Here is a 15,744-nt window from a genome sequence, read left to right on the forward strand (position 1 = left end):
CGCCGAAGTTATTCGCTCGAGAGCGACGTCGTCCTCGCGAATTGCGCTTCCGACTTGAAGGCCGTCTACGCCTGAGGCTCAGCGTAGCCCGCCGAGTCGGGCGACTATCATGGACGCGTGCAGGAGGTGAGCGACGAGACTCGAAACTACGGCGGTCGACCGGTATCGGCTCGGCGTGCCGAAAGGCGGCTGCAGTTCATTTGGGCTGCGCTGGAAGTCTTCTCGGACAAGGGCTACGCCTCGAGTTCGGTCGCGGACATCTGTACCACTGCGAGCCTTGCACGACGACAGTTCTACGACGAGTTCGACAGCCGCGAAGATCTGTTGATCGCACTGTACGACCAGATCCAAAGCGATGCGCGGGACGCGATGCTGACTGCGATCGCTGACGAAAAGCCCGACACACTAGCCGATCTCGCAGAGACGGCGATGACAGCGTTCGTCGAGTCGATCGGCAGCGATCCTCGGCGAGCTCAGATCTCGTACGTAGACATCGTCGGGGTCAGCCTGCGAGTGGAAGCACATCGAGTAGAGCGGCGCACAGAATGGGCCGTGTTCTTCAAAACGACAGTTCAAAATGCCGTGGGTGAGGATTTCGTTCCCCCCGGAGGATACGAAATGGCGTCGACAGCATTCATCGGCGCACTCATAGCTCTCGTGCATCAGTGGAGCACTACGCCCACCCGCCCGCCCGTCGACGGTCTTGTCAAAGTCATGTCCACGATTCTGAGCGCTCTGATCGGCACCGACACCTCGTCCAGCTGATTCGACCGCGGCGCGCCACACGCTGCAGCGTCTTCCTCGGAACCCTTCTGCCTTCCGGCCCTTCTCCCGCAGTCCGGAATCTTCCTCAGCGGCGGCGCGCGGTGCAGGGCCCCATACAGACTCCAACTGTGGCGAATACCGATGCGAGACGACCATTGCGAGTCCCGTCACATGTGCGCTACCTTGAGGGAAAGTTAGACAACAATGTCTTACACGGAAGATCTGAGAAGAAATGCACAAAGCTGCGCTGCTCCGTCTCACGACAGTGGGCTTCCTCGCTGTCGGAGCATTTTCCATGAATCTCGCTCTTGCACAAGCGGAATCGAAAGATTTCTATCAACCACCCACGACATTGCCGGCAGGGGAGGGCACGATGATCAAGTCCGAGCCTACCCCTCTGCTCGGTCAGATACCCGGCATCCCTGGCACTTGGCCGGGCAATGGCGAGAAGATCATGTACACCTCCACTCTCGTGGACGGAACTCCCGTGGCCACCACGGGCGCAGCCATCACGCCGGCGTTTCCCTGGCGCGGGCCCGGTGAACGACCTACCGTGGTCGTCGCTCCGGGTACGTTCGGCCAGGGCGATCAATGCGCCGGTTCGAAGAACCTTGCGTGGGCCTTCAATATTCAGATCAGCCCTCAGTTGAGCTTGCCCGTCAACTACAACGTCGCCGACGCCGGCTTGCTGCTCACCGCAGGGTTTCGAGTAGTCATGCCCGACTACATCGGACTTGGCACTCCCGGGATTCACACCTACGTCAACAGGGTCGAGCAGGGCAACGCCGTCGTCGATGCCGCGCGCGCCTCGAATCAACTGTGGAATCTGCCTGACTCCACGCCGATCGCGTTCTGGGGCTACTCCCAGGGCGGCGGGGCGAGCGCATCCGCTGCAGAAATCGTCGGCGAGCGGGCACCAGAGCTGAACATGCTCGGTACCTACGCGGGGGCAGCCGATCCCGATCTGCGCGAAGTTCTCCGCAAGGCAGACGGGTCACTACTCACCGGAGCGATCGGGTACACCCTCAACAGCCTGATGGCGAGATACCCCGAGCTAGGTCCGATCTTCGACAAGCGGCTCAACGAGGAGGGAAAACAATGGCTTACGACCAGTGCGACGCAATGCGTGCCGGATACCGGGCTGACATCGTTGGGTACTCGTAGTACCGATTACACCGTCGACGGAAAATCCTTCTCTCAGATCCTCTCCGAAGAGCCGGAACTCGCGGCAGTAGTCGACGATCAACAGATCGGACGCACGACCCCCTCTGCCCCGGTATACCTGCACACGTCCACCAACGACGACATCGTTCCCGCTGATTCCGTTGCAGCACTGAGAGACAGATGGTGCGCATTGGGAGCGGAAGTCGAATACACACAAGACGACATCACGCCGCCATTACTACCGGGGTCAACTCTCAGCCATGATTTCGGAACGGCGACCGGAATGCCGCTAGCGGCAAAGTTCCTGTGGGACCGAATCAACAAGGCACCGGTCAACTCAGCGTGCAGTGCCTGACGGGCTGACCGAGAACGCCGATGGCCTGGCTACTGCCGAAAACAAGGAACACCAACCGAAGGGAACGGCATGACTGACGTAACTGTTGTTTTGGTACACGGTTTTTGGGGCGGCGCGGCCCACTGGGGCAAAGTCATCGTCGATTTGCACGCCAGGGGATATTCGAATCTCCGCGCCGTCGAACTGCCTCTGACATCACTCGCTGACGATGCCGAACGCACGCGCAAGATGGTCGAGCAGATTCAGGGCCCTGTTCTGCTGGTCGGTCACTCCTATGGCGGTGCAGTCATCACCGAAATGGGGGACCTCCCCAACGTCGTCGGGCTGGTGTACATCGCAGCGTTTGCACCCGATGCCGGCGAAAGCCCGGGCGGCATCACCCAACAGAACCCACCCGCCGCTGCCGCAAATCTGACACCGGACTCCGACGGATACCTGTGGATCATTCAGGAAAAGTATCGCGAAAGCTTCTGTCAGGATCTCGACGTCAATGACTCACTGATCATGGCAGTTACCCAAAAAGCACCATTGGCAAGTACTTTCGGTGACGCGGTTACTGCACCGGCGTGGAAGGTCAAGCCGAGCTGGTACCAGGTCTCCAGTGAAGATCGAATGATCCATCCCGACAACGAGCGCATGATGGCTGGGCGAATGAACCCTCGCAAACTCGTCGAGCTGCCAGCTGGGCACGCATCCTTGGCGTCGCAGCCGTCAGCGGTAACCGACTTGATCGTCGACGCGCTCAGCGACATTCAAGTCTGACAACCCGATCACTCATCCCCCGAGCGGCAGGTCCCGGCCCGCTCGGGGGTATCGGACCGAACCGGTACGCCACACGGAGAGCAGAGAATTGCTGAGCGAGCATGGATACAGCGTTTTCTGCATCAGATTGAACGCTCTTTTCGCAACCCGCCAACCTGGATTGACCAATGCACGAGTCTGCGACGCACTTCGCCAGCAGGGGTATCGCATATCGACGCCCTACCTTTCTCAACTTCGCACCGGGGTTCGCCGCGCCCCGTCAGCGACTGTGATGCATGGCCTCGCACAGTTCTTCGGTGTCACAACCAGCCACTTCTTCGACAGCCGAGGCGATTCAGGAACTGAAGACTCGCGACACTCGGATGCCTTGCTCATTGCCCAGTTGTCGGATGAACCGGTGAAGCATCTTCTCGGACTGACAAACGCTTTGTCGTCTGATTCCCAGGAGATGCTGATTTCGTTAGTTGATCGGTTACGGGAGTCCGACAGACTGGCGAGCCGCAAGTCAAGATCGCAGTGAATGTCGACTCTGCAGCGTCCAAGCCCACGCATCGATAGACCCCCGCCAAGGCAAGGCAAGGCAAGGCAAGGCAAGGCAAGGCAAGCGAACGCAAGGACATGTTTCGTGGTCTGACCAACATGTTCAGCAGGTGTGTAGATCGGCAGGCTAGGTGGATGACATCTCCCATGCCCTTCGGGGCCCTGACGGCCCCGAACAGCGCAACTCGAACGCACAGCAGAATGTCGCATGCTTCCGAGCGAGGTGTAGCCGGCGAGCCGTCGAGGATTCACTCGCGAATGAATCGGCGCACGCTGTTCGCAGGGGCGGCGGCACTCGCAGCCGCAGCCGCAGTCACACCCGCTGCCCCTGCAACTGCTACCGCAGTCACCGGCGTCTCTTCAGCTTCCCCCGCGCGACCGGACTACCTTCTCGTTCACGGTGGCAGCCATGGAGGTTGGTGTTGGCGCAAACTCGCGCCGATGTTGCAACGCGGCGAAAACCGAGTGATCACTCCGACGATCACCGGCGTAGGTGACCGATCCCATCTCCTCCATGCAGAGTTGAGCTACGACGACGCTGTCAACGACATCATTCGGACGATTGAAGCAGAGGAGCTCACAGACTTCGTACTGGTCGGCCACAGCATCGGTGGTGCTTACATAACCTCGGTGGCTGACCGGATGCCTGAGAAGATCCGTCGATTGGTCTACCTCGATGCTGTCGTCATCGAAAACGGTGAGACAGTGCTGTCCACAATGCCACTCGGCAGTCAGGAGGTACTCCGAACGCTTGTCGCTGCCACCGGCGGGCACGCTGTACCCGCCCCGACAGATCCCACTATGTTCGGTCTCACCGATCGAAATGACATCGATTGGGCGAAAAGGCAACTCACTGCGCACCCATGGTCGACCTGGAGTGACACAGTCACTCTCACCGGTCCGGCTGGTGCTGGACTTCCACGGCACTACATCGACTTCACCGAGCCCGCCTTCCCCGACATCCAAGCGTCGAAGCAGCGGGTGCTGAACAACTCGCGCGAGTGGCAACTCGATCGGATCAACACCGGGCACGACGGGATGATCTCCGCTCCCCGAGCAGTCGCCAAACAGATCTTGTCCTACGACCGCTGACTCGATCAGCGGCGAAACTATCGACGATTCAGATTGGACGCCACTCGACATGCAGCGCGAAAACATTGCCCCACAACTCATTACGGGTAGGTTCGGATACAACGCCGCGGTCAGAATCAGCGCACCTTCGGAGTTTCTCTTCGTATCGGGGCATGAGGGACGAGGCAGCGTGGACACACGCGGAGGCGTCGGCGACTTCAGAGCCCAAGTTGCAACGACTTTTGTCAACATCGACCGCACCCTCGAAGTTGCGGGCTTCAGTTTCAGAGACGTAGTACAGATCCGCATCTTTGTCAGAGACATAGCTGCTGCAACCTCGAACTACGATGTTGTTCTCGATGCCCTCGAAACCTACCAATGCTCACCAGCCAGCTTGATGGCTGAGACTACCGGGCTGTCCGACCCGGCAATGCTGGTCGAGATCGAAGCTGTGGCAGTCCGCTAGGGCACCTCGAACGAAATTGACGGATATCTCCAATTCCGCAGAGCGGTAATCATATTCGATCTCACGGATGAATTTCTTTTCGGCAAGCGAACTTACGTAATGGAGGAATAGTCGTGGCGCAGCAATACACTTTCGTTCTCGTGCATGGAGCTTGGCATACCGGGGAGCACTGGGCACCAGTGGCGAAACACCTGCTTGCAGTCGGCCATCGCGTGTACACGCCCACGGTCTCGGGGTTCGGGGTATCACAGACGAGTGTCCGACACGCGGACGGTGTCGAGTCGATCGTTCGGTACATCACAGAGCGAGACATCACGGATTTCATTCTGGTGGGACACAGCTTCGGCGGCACGATCATCTCCAAGGTCGCAGAGGTATTTCCCGACCGCATTCGACGACTTGTCTATTGGAACGCCTTTGTTCCAGCGAATGGCAACAGCATCAACGACGAGTCCCCGGCTCACTATCGAGAGATGGTGCGCGAAGGAGCGGTGGATGGAATGTTCTCCTTGCCTTGGAACGTGTGGCGAGAAGCGTTCTTGAACGACGCCGATCACGAGACAGCCATGAGCGCCTACGAGTCTCTATGTCCGACACCGGTCACTATGTTGGAAGACAAACTTGATCTCACGAAGTTCTACGAACTCGTCAACTCCGGGACGATGAGGACTTCCTACCTGAACTGCACGGAAGACACCGCAATGCCGCACGGCGAGTTCGCTTGGCATCCACGATTTTCGAGCAGACTCGGCCTGTGCAGGATCGTTCAGATGGCAGGAAGCCACGAAGCGATTTTCACTACACCAGCGACCCTCGCCGAGAAGCTGGTCGAAGCCGGGCGCGACTGACTCGTTCTGTGGGTGCCGATGTGCCGCTCCGAGACTACGGAGTGGAACCAACGCCGGCGTCCACCAATGACGCAGCGGGATCCGAAGTCTCCGTCATCAAAGCGATGCATATTTCTGTCAGTCGGTCTGCGAGGTCCGCACGGCGCCGAACGCTTCCGATACGGATAGCGTTGCCGATCAACGTCATTGCTGCACTCACGGTGAACTTCGCCTCGGTGGCATCCAAGCCGGGGCGAACTTCACTGAGCGCTCTAACCCACAGCTCCAGGTAGTCCCGCTGAGCTTGGACACATGCCTTTCGGGTGTTGTCGGGAAGCTCGGCGAGTTCCGTCGCCATCAAACCGATGAGGTGTCCGTCTTCCAGGGCAAACGCGATATGAACACCCAAGAGAATGTCGAGCGTCTGGCTCGAATCGCCTACTTGCGACAGGGCCTGCCTCACGGCAAGGTCACGTCGGTCGAAACCACGGGTGATTGCCGTGGACAGAATGTCGAGCTTTGTATCGAAATGGTTGTACACGTTCTGGCCTGTCGTCCCGCAGGCCGCGCCGATGTCCTCGTTGCTCACCGTTCGATACCCGCGTTCGTCGAACAGTTGAATCGCCGCAGTCAGTAGTTGTTCGCGTCGCGAAACGGGTATGGAGATGACCTCTGTGCGCGCAGCGGGAACGTCGGGGTCCGCAGACCCGATGGGGGACAGGGAAACACGCGCCGAAAGGTCGAACAGCAGTGCCTCCATCTGGCGGGGAGGCATCGAGATTCGGTGACTTGACGAACTGCTGAACACTGCAAGGATCGAGTACGCCAGCAGCCGACTGTCGGAGTCGGAAAGGTCAGACCTGTGCGCTTGCACCAGCTCCGAGATGCGAGAGGTACTGAACCGCAACTTCTTACGCAGCATCTCTCGTTGGTCGTCGTCCAGATACCTGGCTTCACGCTGCCACAACAGCGGCAGCCCGCGGCGCTCGACCGACGTTGCCGACAGCGTTGTCAGCAACGTGTACAGATCCGTTGCACCGCCGACAGATTCATTGAGAGACTCGATCCCGGCCAGAACCGCGTGATAGAGCAGGCTGTTCTTGTTTCGATAATGGCGATAGAGCGCGGACGTCGTGATGTCCACACGAGCGGTGACATCCGAAACAGAAATGTTGTGATACCCGTGCTCCCGGAACAGCTCGCTTGCTGCTGTCAATATCTGTTGCTTACGGTCGCGGGGTCGACGGACGGCAGTCATCGGTTCCCTTTCACGTGGCACGCCGCCATCCTATCGTCGATTCGGTCATTGCGTCAGATTCACAAAGCGAGTGTACTCGCATGAAGACGACTCATAACCAGAAAAGTCCAGTTACCTACTATTCTGCACACTCGGGAACCTCAGGTAGCTACGTTCGACTCGTAGCTTTCCAGACGATCTCCTTGTCACGCTCGGGGTTGGCGAAAATCAAGGTTCCGAACGCAAACAGGACCGCAACCAACCCGAAGGCCTGGAACGCAGTGGCATAGCCCGCAGCCGGAGTATCGGCAGCGTCGACGATCCGCCCGGTCACGTAAGGGCCGATCAAACCCCCGATTCCCATCATTGCCATGAAAACTCCGAGCGTTCCGGCTGTCTGCCGGGGCGGACATATTTCGGAGATCGTGGCGATGATCAGCGGATAGCCGGACGCGAGGAACCCGTATCCGACCGAGACGATCGCGACCGCCAGCGCGGGGGCCGACACGTAGGGCAGGAACACCATGATCATTCCGCTGACGAGCACACCCACCGAGGGAACGATTATTCGAATCAGGCGGGACGTGGCGCCGCGAGAAGTCAGACGATCTCCGGAAGAGGAGAGGATCAACATCAAGATAAGGCCCGCAATGCTGGGGAATGCGAACATCGAACCAGCCTGCAGTCGGCTGTATCCCAGGCCCACTTCGAAGTACGACGGAAGCCAGGTCAGCACAACCGCGACGATGGCGTATATCGCCATCACCAGCATTGTGCAGCTGATGAACGTCCGCGTTCGGAAGATGCGTATCCACGGCACCGCCGGCTCGTCGGTCTCGGCTGCACCGGCTCCCGCCTCTTCTCGTCGCTTTCCACTACGGATGTAGGGACCCTGCGACCACAGGGGCAGCCAGAGCACGCACCACAACACGCCGAGCACCGCCATGCAAACCACGGCCGCACGCCACCCCCACGTGACCGTCACGAAGGCAAGCGCGGGAGCCACGGCAATCTTCGCCAGCGAGGCCGACCCGGCGAGAAGCGCACCTGGAAGTCCACGCTTCGCCGGCGGATGCCAGGAGAACGCGGCGGTGTGCGTCAGGGGCCCGCTCGGCCCCTCAGCCAAACCCAACAGCATCCGACTGACCACCAGCACAGCAAAACTCGCCGTGATGACCATCGGGAGCATTGCCGCCGACCAGAGCAAGGCCAACACCGCCAGCGCCCATCTCAGTGTCGTTATTCGGGCAATCGCTCCGGAAAAGAAACCGCCGATCGTGAAGGTGAGGAAGAACAAGCTACCCACGAGACCGATCTGGGATGCTGTCAACCCCAACTCCTTGGACAACGGTTGGGCAATGATGCCCAAAACCGCTTTGTCGCCCCAGTTGATGACAGTCAGGAAGACCAGCAGCGAGGTCAAACCCCAAGCACGGCGACGTGATTCGGGCGGTGCGGGCACTGCTGTGCCCGAAGATGCTTGTTGGTGTGTTGCCACTTGACGAGGCGTTGCCTTGGGTGTGGTCCGGGGTGTTGTCACTGTCGGATCCTTCGAGGAGACGGTTTGATCAACGGGCACTGCCAACGCAGTGCAGGGGCAGACTTGTCGCTTGGTTTGGTGACACTTCGAGTTCACATCGATGTTTGGAATCGAGATCCATCACGCTCTTCTTCCGCAGAGAAGACACGTCAGTTGGCCATTCCTTGAGAGAAAACCACCGAATAGCACTGCCAGATAAGCAGAAACAGACAGTTCGACGCCCGCCTCCCTCAGGTCGAATTTTTCAGTTCAGCCATCCGTGCGCGGGCATTCTCATGCAATGCCGCTTCAGGGAATTACTTGGGATTCACTTTGAGCCATTTTCCCTACTGTGTCAAGGGTCACTTCGAACTACCGACGACACTGGTGACCTTGCCGAAAGGCCAGTTCCCTCGAAACCCAACCGCACGATGCCCCAACACGTGCGGTGACAATCGACAGCTTCCGGCACCCCAGAGTGTCCGTCACTCGCCACCTACGCCCCACCCTGCCAAGTTTGCACGCAACTGTGAACGCATTGGAATAGCGCTTGACCAGCTGTGACAGCGAAGATGCTTGACATACATACTTTTAAGGCCTAAAAGTGAATCATCAGTAATTGCGAATGAAGCTCCCGGAGCCACGACGCCTCGGGATATCGCAGCGCCGGAGCAACCACCGGCCTGGACTACCGCCAATTACGTTTCGCTACAACACTCTTCACTCGAAAGGGAACACCGTGGGAAATGGGATCGCGGGAACTGGGACCGTGGGTAACCTGGAGGGAAAGGTCGCTCTCGTATCCGGGTCGGGACGTGGGATCGGTCGAGAAATCGCACTCAAATTCGCCCGCGAGGGTGCAGCGGTGACAATCAACGACTTGGATCCCGAAGCTGCTGCACAGACCGAGCACGACATCAAGGCGGCCGGCGGGCAAGCAGTCAGCGTAGTGGGTTCAGTGTCCGAGGACGGTTTCGCGGAGCGATTCGTCAGCACTGCGGTCGAGACCTTCGGTGGTCTGGACATCATCGTCAACAACGCCGGATATACCTGGGACTCGGTGATTCAGAAGATGACCGACGAGCAGTGGGACACCATCGTGGACGTGAATCTCAAAGCGCCGTTCCGCATCCTGCGTGCGGCGCAACCTTTCATCAAAGCCAACCCGACCGAATACCACCGCAAGGTGGTGAACGTGTCGTCGGTGTCGGGGTACTACGGGAACGCCGGCCAATCCAACTACGCCGCCGCCAAAGCCGGACTGATCGGACTGACCAAGACTCTTGCCAAGGAATGGGGTCGGTACAGGGTCAACGTCAACGCAGTGGCCTTCGGACTGATCATCACGAGAATGACCGAGGTGTCCGCGGACGCGAACGCGACGTTGACGATCGACGGCCGCGAGATTCGCGTCGGCGTCAACCCTGATCGCTTGGCCGTCGCGTCGAAGATGATCCCATTTGGCCGAGGCGGCACTCCGGTGGAAGCCGCGGGGGCGGTGTACCTGCTGTGCACTCCCGAATCGGACTACATCAACAGCCAGTGCCTCGTCGTCGACGCCGGACGCGTCTGACCCAAAACACGTCATCTCACCACAAATCTTCAGGAGCGCATCATGAAACGTACCGTCTATGCCCCCGAGCACGAGGCATTCCGCGAGACCATCCGGACCTTCATCGCCAAGCAGGTGACGCCGAACTACCCGGAGTGGGAGAACGCGAATCAGGTACCGCGTGAGTTGTTCAACCAGCTTGCAGAACTCGGCGCGACGAGTTTCGACATCCCCGAGGAGTTCGGTGGCGCCGGGCCCACCAGCTTCAAATTCCAAGCTGTCATCCAAGAGGAAACAGCTCGTGCAGCAGTAAGTTTCGGACACTACGGAGTGAGCATCGGCATCGTGCTGCCGTACCTGCTGCGCCTTGCCGATGACGAGCAGAAGCAGCGGTGGCTTCCAGGCGTGGCGAGCGGCGAGACCATGCTCTGCATCGCCATGACCGAGCCGGGAACCGGATCGGATCTGGCAGGCATCAAGACCACGGCGCGCCTGTCCGAAGACGGCACCCACTACATCCTCAACGGTGCCAAGACCTTCATCACCGGTGCCCGCAACTCGGAACTCTGCGTCGCAGCCGCTCGAACCTCCGCGCCGTCCGAGGAGGACCGACGCTTCGGACTCAGCCTCCTGGTAGTTCCCACCGACAGTGTCGGCTTCAATTTCGGACGCAAGCTCGACAAGATCGGTATGAAGTCTTCCGACACCAACGAACTCTCGTTCACCGATGTTCGAGTTCCGGTCGAGAATCTCCTCGGCGAGCAGGACAAGGGCTTCTCCTACCTCGGCCAAAACCTCCCCCGCGAACGACTTTCCATCGGTGTCGGCCAGACCGCATGTGCGGCTGCGGCGATCGAGTTCGCGTCGGAGTACGTCCGCCAGCGTCAAGTCTTCGGTAAACCTGTTGCATCCTTCCAGAACACCAAGTTCGTTCTTGCCGAATGTGCTACCGAAGTCGCTGCCGCGCAGGCACTGGCGGACAAGGGACTCGATCTCGACGACTCCGGAGAACTCACCGCCGCCGATGCTGCACGCATCAAGCTGTTCTGCACCGAGATGGCAGGCCGCGTGATCGACAAGTGCCTACAACTGCACGGCGGCTACGGGTACATCCTCGAATATCCGATCGCTCGCCTGTACGCCGACACGAGAGTCTCGCGCATTTACGGCGGTACCAGCGAAGTCATGAAGACCATCATCGCCAAGGACATCGGTCTCTGATCTCCAACCGACTCGGACACAGGAGCTTTCATGCGTGATGCAGTCATTGTCGATGCGGTACGGACACCGATCGGCAAACGTGGTGGCGGGTTGTCCACCACGCATGCAGTCAATCTGTCAGCGCACGTTCTGCGCGCGCTGGCAGAGCGAAACGGGCTGGACCCTGCAATCGTCGACGACGTGATCTGGGGTTGCGTCGGAACCCTCGGCATGCAGGCCGGCTGTATCGCCCGGTCGGCAGTACTCGGCGCAGGATGGCCCGAACATGTCCCTGGCGTGACAGTCGACCGTCAATGCGGCTCTTCGCAGCAGGCCGTACACCAGGCGGCAGCGGGCGTGATCTCGGGCCAGTACGACGTCGCAGTCGCGGGCGGAGTCGAGATGATGAGCGTCATCCCGCTCGGCGCGGCTGCGCGTGCCGGCGACTACGGGCCGATGCACGGTCCACTAGTGCTGGGGCGCTACGACATCGAGCGATTCAACCAAGGACTCGGCGCTCAGATGATCGCCGACGAGTACGGCATCAGTCGCGCCGACATGGATCGACACGGCCTCGACTCGCATGCCCGAGCTGCTGCCGCTGTCGACGCCGGCCGTTTCGCCGGCCAGATCGCTCCGGTCACGGTCATCGACGCCGAAGGCGCCACCCGGATCATCGAGGCGGACGAAGGTATCCGTCGCGGCGGGACCATGGAACGCCTCGCCGAGCTGCCGGCAGCGTTCGAGGGAACCGAGATCACGGCGGGAAACGCTTCCCAGGTTTCCGACGGGTCCGCCGCGCTCCTCGTGACGACCAGTGACGTTGCGCGTGAACACGGTTGGACACCGATCGCCCGCATTCACACTGCGGTCGTGACCGGTACCGATCCGGTGAGCATCCTCAAGGGACCGATCCCGGCAACGGCGTTGGCGCTGAAGAAGTCCGGGTTGACGCTCTCCGACATCGGCACGTTCGAGATCAATGAAGCATTCGCCGCCGTGTCGCTGGCCTGGTTGCGCGAGACCGGAGCCGACTATTCGCTGATGAACCCCAACGGCGGCGCCATGGCCATCGGGCATCCCGTGGGAGGCTCCGGCGCGCGGTTGATGACCACGATGGTGCACCACATGCGTGACGAGGGAATCCGTTACGGCTTGCAGTCGATGTGTGAGGGCGGCGGCATGGCCAACGCCACCATCCTCGAGTTGCTCTGAATGCGCCTCACACACAACGAATCAACCACCAATCCACGAAGACCAGTAATCACAAGGGAGCACCGATGAGTCGCAAAGTACTAGTCGCCGGGGTCGGAATGATCCCGTTCACGAAGCCAGGGCGCAGCGAGCACTACTACGAGATGGGCGCGAAGGCCATTGTCAACGCACTCGCGGACGCCGGAATCGGATTCGACAAGATCGGGCAGGCCTACGCCGGCTACGTGTACGGGGATTCGACGAGTGGCCAACGCGCCATCTACGGCGCGGGTATGACCGGAATTCCGGTTGTCAACGTCAACAACAACTGCGCGAGTGGCTCGTCCGCGCTGTGGTTGGCCAGACAAGCCGTCGAGTCGGGCGTCGTCGAATGCGCACTCGCCGTTGGCTTCGAGCAGATGCAGCCTGGCGCTTTGGTCAACCACTGGGGAGACCGCCCGGCTCCGATGGAGCGACACGCGGAAGTCCTCGACCGCACCTACGGCATCGACCCCGCCAACCCGTCCATGGCGATGCAGTACTTCGGTGCCGCTGCGCAGGAGTACTCCAAGCGGTACGGGGTCTCGCCGGATCTGTTCGCGAAGATCTCGGTCAAATCCCGCAAGCACGCTGCCAACAACCCGTACGCGGTTTTCCGTGAGCCGGTCACCGAGCAAGAAGTGCTCGAATCAAAGGCACTGTACGGCGGGCTGACTCGTTTGCAGGCCTGCCCGCCCACCTGCGGAGCCGGCGCCGCCATCGTATGCAGCGAAGATTTCGCGCGTGCCCACGGCCTCACACCGGGCGTGGCGATCGCAGCTCAAGAGTTGGTCACCGACTTCCCCAGCGTCTTCACCGACGACGACGTCTTCAAAGTGGTCGGTGCGGACATCACTCGAGTTGCTTCGCAACGGATTTACGAAAAGGCCGGAGTGGATCCACGCGACATCCAGGTCGTGGAATTGCACGACTGCTTCTCGGTCAACGAGGTGCTCTCCTACGAGGCCCTCGGATTGGTCGACGAAGGGTGCTCCGAGAAGTTCATCCTCGACGGCGACAACACCTACGGCGGCCGGGTTGTCGTGAACCCCAGCGGTGGTCTGCTGTCCAAGGGGCATCCGCTCGGCGCCACCGGCTTGGCGCAGTGTGCGGAACTGGTGTGGCAGTTGCGCGGCACCGCCGACGCACGACAGGTCGACGGAGCAAAGCTTGCACTGCAGCACAATCTCGGTCTCGGCGGCGCCGGCGTCATCACGCTCTACGAAAAGGTTGCTTAGCAACCACTTCCGCCAACACGTCAACGCCGCCGCGCCGTAGCTCGGCGCGAAGAACGAAAGGAAACATCATGGGACAACTCGACGGACGCGTTGCCATCGTCACCGGGGCCGGCGCAGGCCTCGGTCGCGAACACGCATTACTCATGGCAGCCGAAGGCGCCAGCATCGTGGTCAACGACCTCCGCGGAGCACAGCAGGTGGCAGACGAAATCGTCGCTGCCGGCGGCTCGGCCATCGCGGTAGAGGGCTCGATCGCGGAAATGGCCGTCGGTGAGAAGCTAACCGACGCAGCAGTATCCACCTTCGGAAACTTGCACTCGGTGGTCAACAACGCCGGTATCATCCGCGACGCGATGCTGTGGAACATGACCGAGGAAGAGTTCGACTCGGTCATCGCTGTACACCTCAAGGGAACCTTCTCTGCTACCCGCGCCGCCGTGAGATATTGGCGCGACCAGTCGAAGGCAGGCGTGCAGGAGACACGCAACCTGGTCAACACCAGTTCCGGATCCGGACTGCACGGCAACTACGGGCAGTGGAATTACTCCGCCGCCAAGGCCGGTCTGGCCATCCAGGCAGTCAACGCCGCTCGCGAATTCGAGCGATTCGGCGTCAAGGCCAATGCCATCGCTCCCGTGGCGCGCACCGAACCTGTCAAAGCCACGCCCGGCATCAAGGATTTGGTCGGTGAGCCCGTCGACGAGTCAGTCTTCGATCGCTACAACCCCGCCAACTGCTCGTCACTCGTGGCCTACCTGTCGAGCGCCGAGTGCGCGTTCAACGGACAGGTTTTTGCCGTCTACGGCGGCTACGTGGGTCTCTACGGCGGCTACTCGATCGCCGACGAAATTCGTGAGGACCGGCAGCTCGACATCGGAGAGCTGACAAAGCTTCTCGGCGACGACGCCTTCCTCAAGTCGGTCGAGACCCGGCGCGCCGGCATCCCGAAGATCGAAGGAGAAACCAAGTGAGTTACACGTTTCCGCTCGACTACAGCAAGGTCCAGGAATTCGTCCGGGCCGTGAAGGCAAACCCAGAACAGCATGCCGGCGAGGATGCGGTGATCCCGCCGACCATGCTCACCAGCGGCCGAATGATCTGGGAGCCCGCAGACCAATCCGGTTTCGCCAAGCTCGGATTCGACCGTCGTCGCATCCTCCACGGTGAGGAGGAGTACATCTTCCACGGCCCACTTCCACGTGCCGGCCAGAAGCTGACCGCCGAGACAACTGTCGGTGACCGCTTCGAAAAGCCCGGAAAGCGCGGTGGTGTGATGACCTTCGCGAAGATGATCACCGAGTTCCGTGACGAGTCTGGAGAACTGATCGCGACGCAGAACAGCACGATCATCGAGACCGCCACAACGGGCGGCAAGGAGGAGGGGAAATGACGACCACGACCGAAACCGTCGTAGCCGGACAACAGGCCGAGAGCAAGACCTTCCCTCCACTGACTCGCACCGACTTCGTCAAGTATCAGGGTGCCTCGGGTGATTTCCATCCGTTGCACCACGACGACACGTTCGCCCGTGAGACCGGCTTCCCGTCCGTGTTCTCCGTCGGCATGCTTCAGGCAGGCATGCTGGCCAGCTACGTCACCGACTGGCTGGGTGTCGAGAACCTGCGTCGGTTCAAGATTCGATTCGCCGACAAGGTCTGGCCCGGTGACGAACTCACCTGCTCTGCTGTCGTCGTCGACACCTACGAGGCCGAGGACGGTCGACGTGCTCGTGTCGAACTTGTCTGCGCTCGTCAGAACGGCGTCAAGGCCCTCGTCGGAGACGCGGAATTCCTGATCGATTAACTCGAGGTCGGG

15 protein-coding genes are annotated in these 15,744 nt (G+C 60.4%); 13 read left to right on the forward strand and 2 right to left on the reverse strand.

Features of this window, described 5'->3' with window-relative positions; all coding sequences use genetic code 11:
* The first annotated feature begins 117 nt into the window (after nt 1-117).
* The 6 genes from RhoBH5_RS10655 to RhoBH5_RS10680 all read left to right on the forward strand — a co-directional run bounded on the left by RhoBH5_RS10655 (nt 118) and on the right by RhoBH5_RS10680 (nt 5,971).
* Nucleotides 118-765 (forward strand): TetR/AcrR family transcriptional regulator, encoded by a 648-nt coding sequence (locus RhoBH5_RS10655; protein WP_165638483.1) that lies wholly within the window; start codon nt 118-120, stop codon nt 763-765.
* A gap of 232 nt (nt 766-997) precedes the next feature.
* Nucleotides 998-2,284: an alpha/beta hydrolase gene (locus RhoBH5_RS10660; RefSeq protein ID WP_165638484.1), complete on the forward strand. Its 1,287-nt coding sequence runs from the start codon at nt 998-1,000 to the stop codon at nt 2,282-2,284.
* A gap of 69 nt (nt 2,285-2,353) precedes the next feature.
* Complete coding sequence (locus RhoBH5_RS10665; RefSeq protein WP_007735651.1) at nt 2,354-3,046, forward strand: alpha/beta hydrolase; 693 nt, start codon at nt 2,354-2,356, stop codon at nt 3,044-3,046.
* A gap of 798 nt (nt 3,047-3,844) precedes the next feature.
* Entirely contained in the window at nt 3,845-4,678 is an 834-nt protein-coding gene (locus tag RhoBH5_RS10670; RefSeq protein WP_007735649.1) for an alpha/beta hydrolase, read from the forward strand.
* Nucleotides 4,679-4,727: 49 nt separating this feature from the next.
* Nucleotides 4,728-5,123: a RidA family protein gene (locus tag RhoBH5_RS10675; protein ID WP_003943219.1), complete on the forward strand. Its 396-nt coding sequence runs from the start codon at nt 4,728-4,730 to the stop codon at nt 5,121-5,123.
* 113 nt (nt 5,124-5,236) lie between these two features.
* Complete coding sequence (locus tag RhoBH5_RS10680) at nt 5,237-5,971, forward strand: alpha/beta fold hydrolase (RefSeq protein WP_192712700.1); 735 nt, start codon at nt 5,237-5,239, stop codon at nt 5,969-5,971.
* 34 nt (nt 5,972-6,005) lie between these two features.
* On the opposite strand, the gene RhoBH5_RS10685 is transcribed toward RhoBH5_RS10680, so the two are convergent.
* Together RhoBH5_RS10685 and RhoBH5_RS10690 are read right to left on the reverse strand one after the other, a co-directional pair.
* Nucleotides 6,006-7,229 carry a TetR/AcrR family transcriptional regulator gene (locus RhoBH5_RS10685; protein WP_270008254.1) on the reverse strand — a complete coding sequence of 408 codons (1,224 nt, stop codon included), beginning with the start codon at nt 7,227-7,229 and terminating at the stop codon, nt 6,006-6,008.
* Between the two features lie 127 nt (nt 7,230-7,356).
* Nucleotides 7,357-8,727 carry an MFS transporter gene (locus tag RhoBH5_RS10690; RefSeq protein ID WP_003942979.1) on the reverse strand — a complete coding sequence of 457 codons (1,371 nt, stop codon included), beginning with the start codon at nt 8,725-8,727 and terminating at the stop codon, nt 7,357-7,359.
* 748 nt (nt 8,728-9,475) lie between these two features.
* Here RhoBH5_RS10690 and RhoBH5_RS10695 point away from each other — a divergent pair.
* From RhoBH5_RS10695 to RhoBH5_RS10725, 7 genes are all read left to right on the forward strand, one after another.
* Nucleotides 9,476-10,279: an SDR family NAD(P)-dependent oxidoreductase gene (locus RhoBH5_RS10695; RefSeq protein ID WP_007735643.1), complete on the forward strand. Its 804-nt coding sequence runs from the start codon at nt 9,476-9,478 to the stop codon at nt 10,277-10,279.
* Nucleotides 10,280-10,321: 42 nt separating this feature from the next.
* Nucleotides 10,322-11,479 (forward strand): acyl-CoA dehydrogenase family protein, encoded by a 1,158-nt coding sequence (locus RhoBH5_RS10700; protein ID WP_270008255.1) that lies wholly within the window; start codon nt 10,322-10,324, stop codon nt 11,477-11,479.
* Nucleotides 11,480-11,509: 30 nt separating this feature from the next.
* Nucleotides 11,510-12,673 carry a thiolase family protein gene (locus RhoBH5_RS10705; protein ID WP_270008256.1) on the forward strand — a complete coding sequence of 388 codons (1,164 nt, stop codon included), beginning with the start codon at nt 11,510-11,512 and terminating at the stop codon, nt 12,671-12,673.
* Nucleotides 12,674-12,738: 65 nt separating this feature from the next.
* Nucleotides 12,739-13,929: a lipid-transfer protein gene (locus RhoBH5_RS10710; protein ID WP_165638488.1), complete on the forward strand. Its 1,191-nt coding sequence runs from the start codon at nt 12,739-12,741 to the stop codon at nt 13,927-13,929.
* Nucleotides 13,930-13,997: 68 nt separating this feature from the next.
* Complete coding sequence (locus RhoBH5_RS10715; RefSeq protein ID WP_003943051.1) at nt 13,998-14,900, forward strand: SDR family NAD(P)-dependent oxidoreductase; 903 nt, start codon at nt 13,998-14,000, stop codon at nt 14,898-14,900.
* Nucleotides 14,897-15,319, forward strand: a complete 423-nt coding sequence (locus tag RhoBH5_RS10720) for an FAS1-like dehydratase domain-containing protein (RefSeq protein ID WP_007735631.1) — start codon at nt 14,897-14,899, stop codon at nt 15,317-15,319. The genes RhoBH5_RS10715 and RhoBH5_RS10720 overlap by 4 nt, the downstream gene beginning before the upstream one ends.
* A complete protein-coding gene (locus RhoBH5_RS10725) occupies nt 15,316-15,732 on the forward strand; it encodes a MaoC/PaaZ C-terminal domain-containing protein (protein ID WP_003943245.1) in 417 nt (138 codons plus the stop codon). The genes RhoBH5_RS10720 and RhoBH5_RS10725 overlap by 4 nt, the downstream gene beginning before the upstream one ends.
* Nucleotides 15,733-15,744 lie beyond the last annotated feature (12 nt).

This window comes from Rhodococcus sp. BH5, from assembly GCF_027583855.1.
In the GTDB taxonomy this organism is placed as follows: Bacteria; Actinomycetota; Actinomycetes; order Mycobacteriales; family Mycobacteriaceae; genus Rhodococcus_F; species Rhodococcus_F qingshengii.

What these genes read in the sequence shown, in the direction of transcription:
- RhoBH5_RS10660 (WP_165638484.1), top strand. Translation starts at nt 998, where the DNA reads ATGCACAAAGCTGCGCTGCTCCGTCTCACGACAGTGGGCTTCCTCGCT.
- RhoBH5_RS10665 (WP_007735651.1), top strand. Translation starts at nt 2,354, where the DNA reads ATGACTGACGTAACTGTTGTTTTGGTACACGGTTTTTGGGGCGGCGCG.
- RhoBH5_RS10670 (WP_007735649.1), top strand. Translation starts at nt 3,845, where the DNA reads ATGAATCGGCGCACGCTGTTCGCAGGGGCGGCGGCACTCGCAGCCGCA.
- RhoBH5_RS10675 (WP_003943219.1), top strand. Translation starts at nt 4,728, where the DNA reads ATGCAGCGCGAAAACATTGCCCCACAACTCATTACGGGTAGGTTCGGA.
- RhoBH5_RS10700 (WP_270008255.1), top strand. Translation starts at nt 10,322, where the DNA reads ATGAAACGTACCGTCTATGCCCCCGAGCACGAGGCATTCCGCGAGACC.
- RhoBH5_RS10705 (WP_270008256.1), top strand. Translation starts at nt 11,510, where the DNA reads ATGCGTGATGCAGTCATTGTCGATGCGGTACGGACACCGATCGGCAAA.
- RhoBH5_RS10710 (WP_165638488.1), top strand. Translation starts at nt 12,739, where the DNA reads ATGAGTCGCAAAGTACTAGTCGCCGGGGTCGGAATGATCCCGTTCACG.
- RhoBH5_RS10715 (WP_003943051.1), top strand. Translation starts at nt 13,998, where the DNA reads ATGGGACAACTCGACGGACGCGTTGCCATCGTCACCGGGGCCGGCGCA.
- RhoBH5_RS10725 (WP_003943245.1), top strand. Translation starts at nt 15,316, where the DNA reads ATGACGACCACGACCGAAACCGTCGTAGCCGGACAACAGGCCGAGAGC.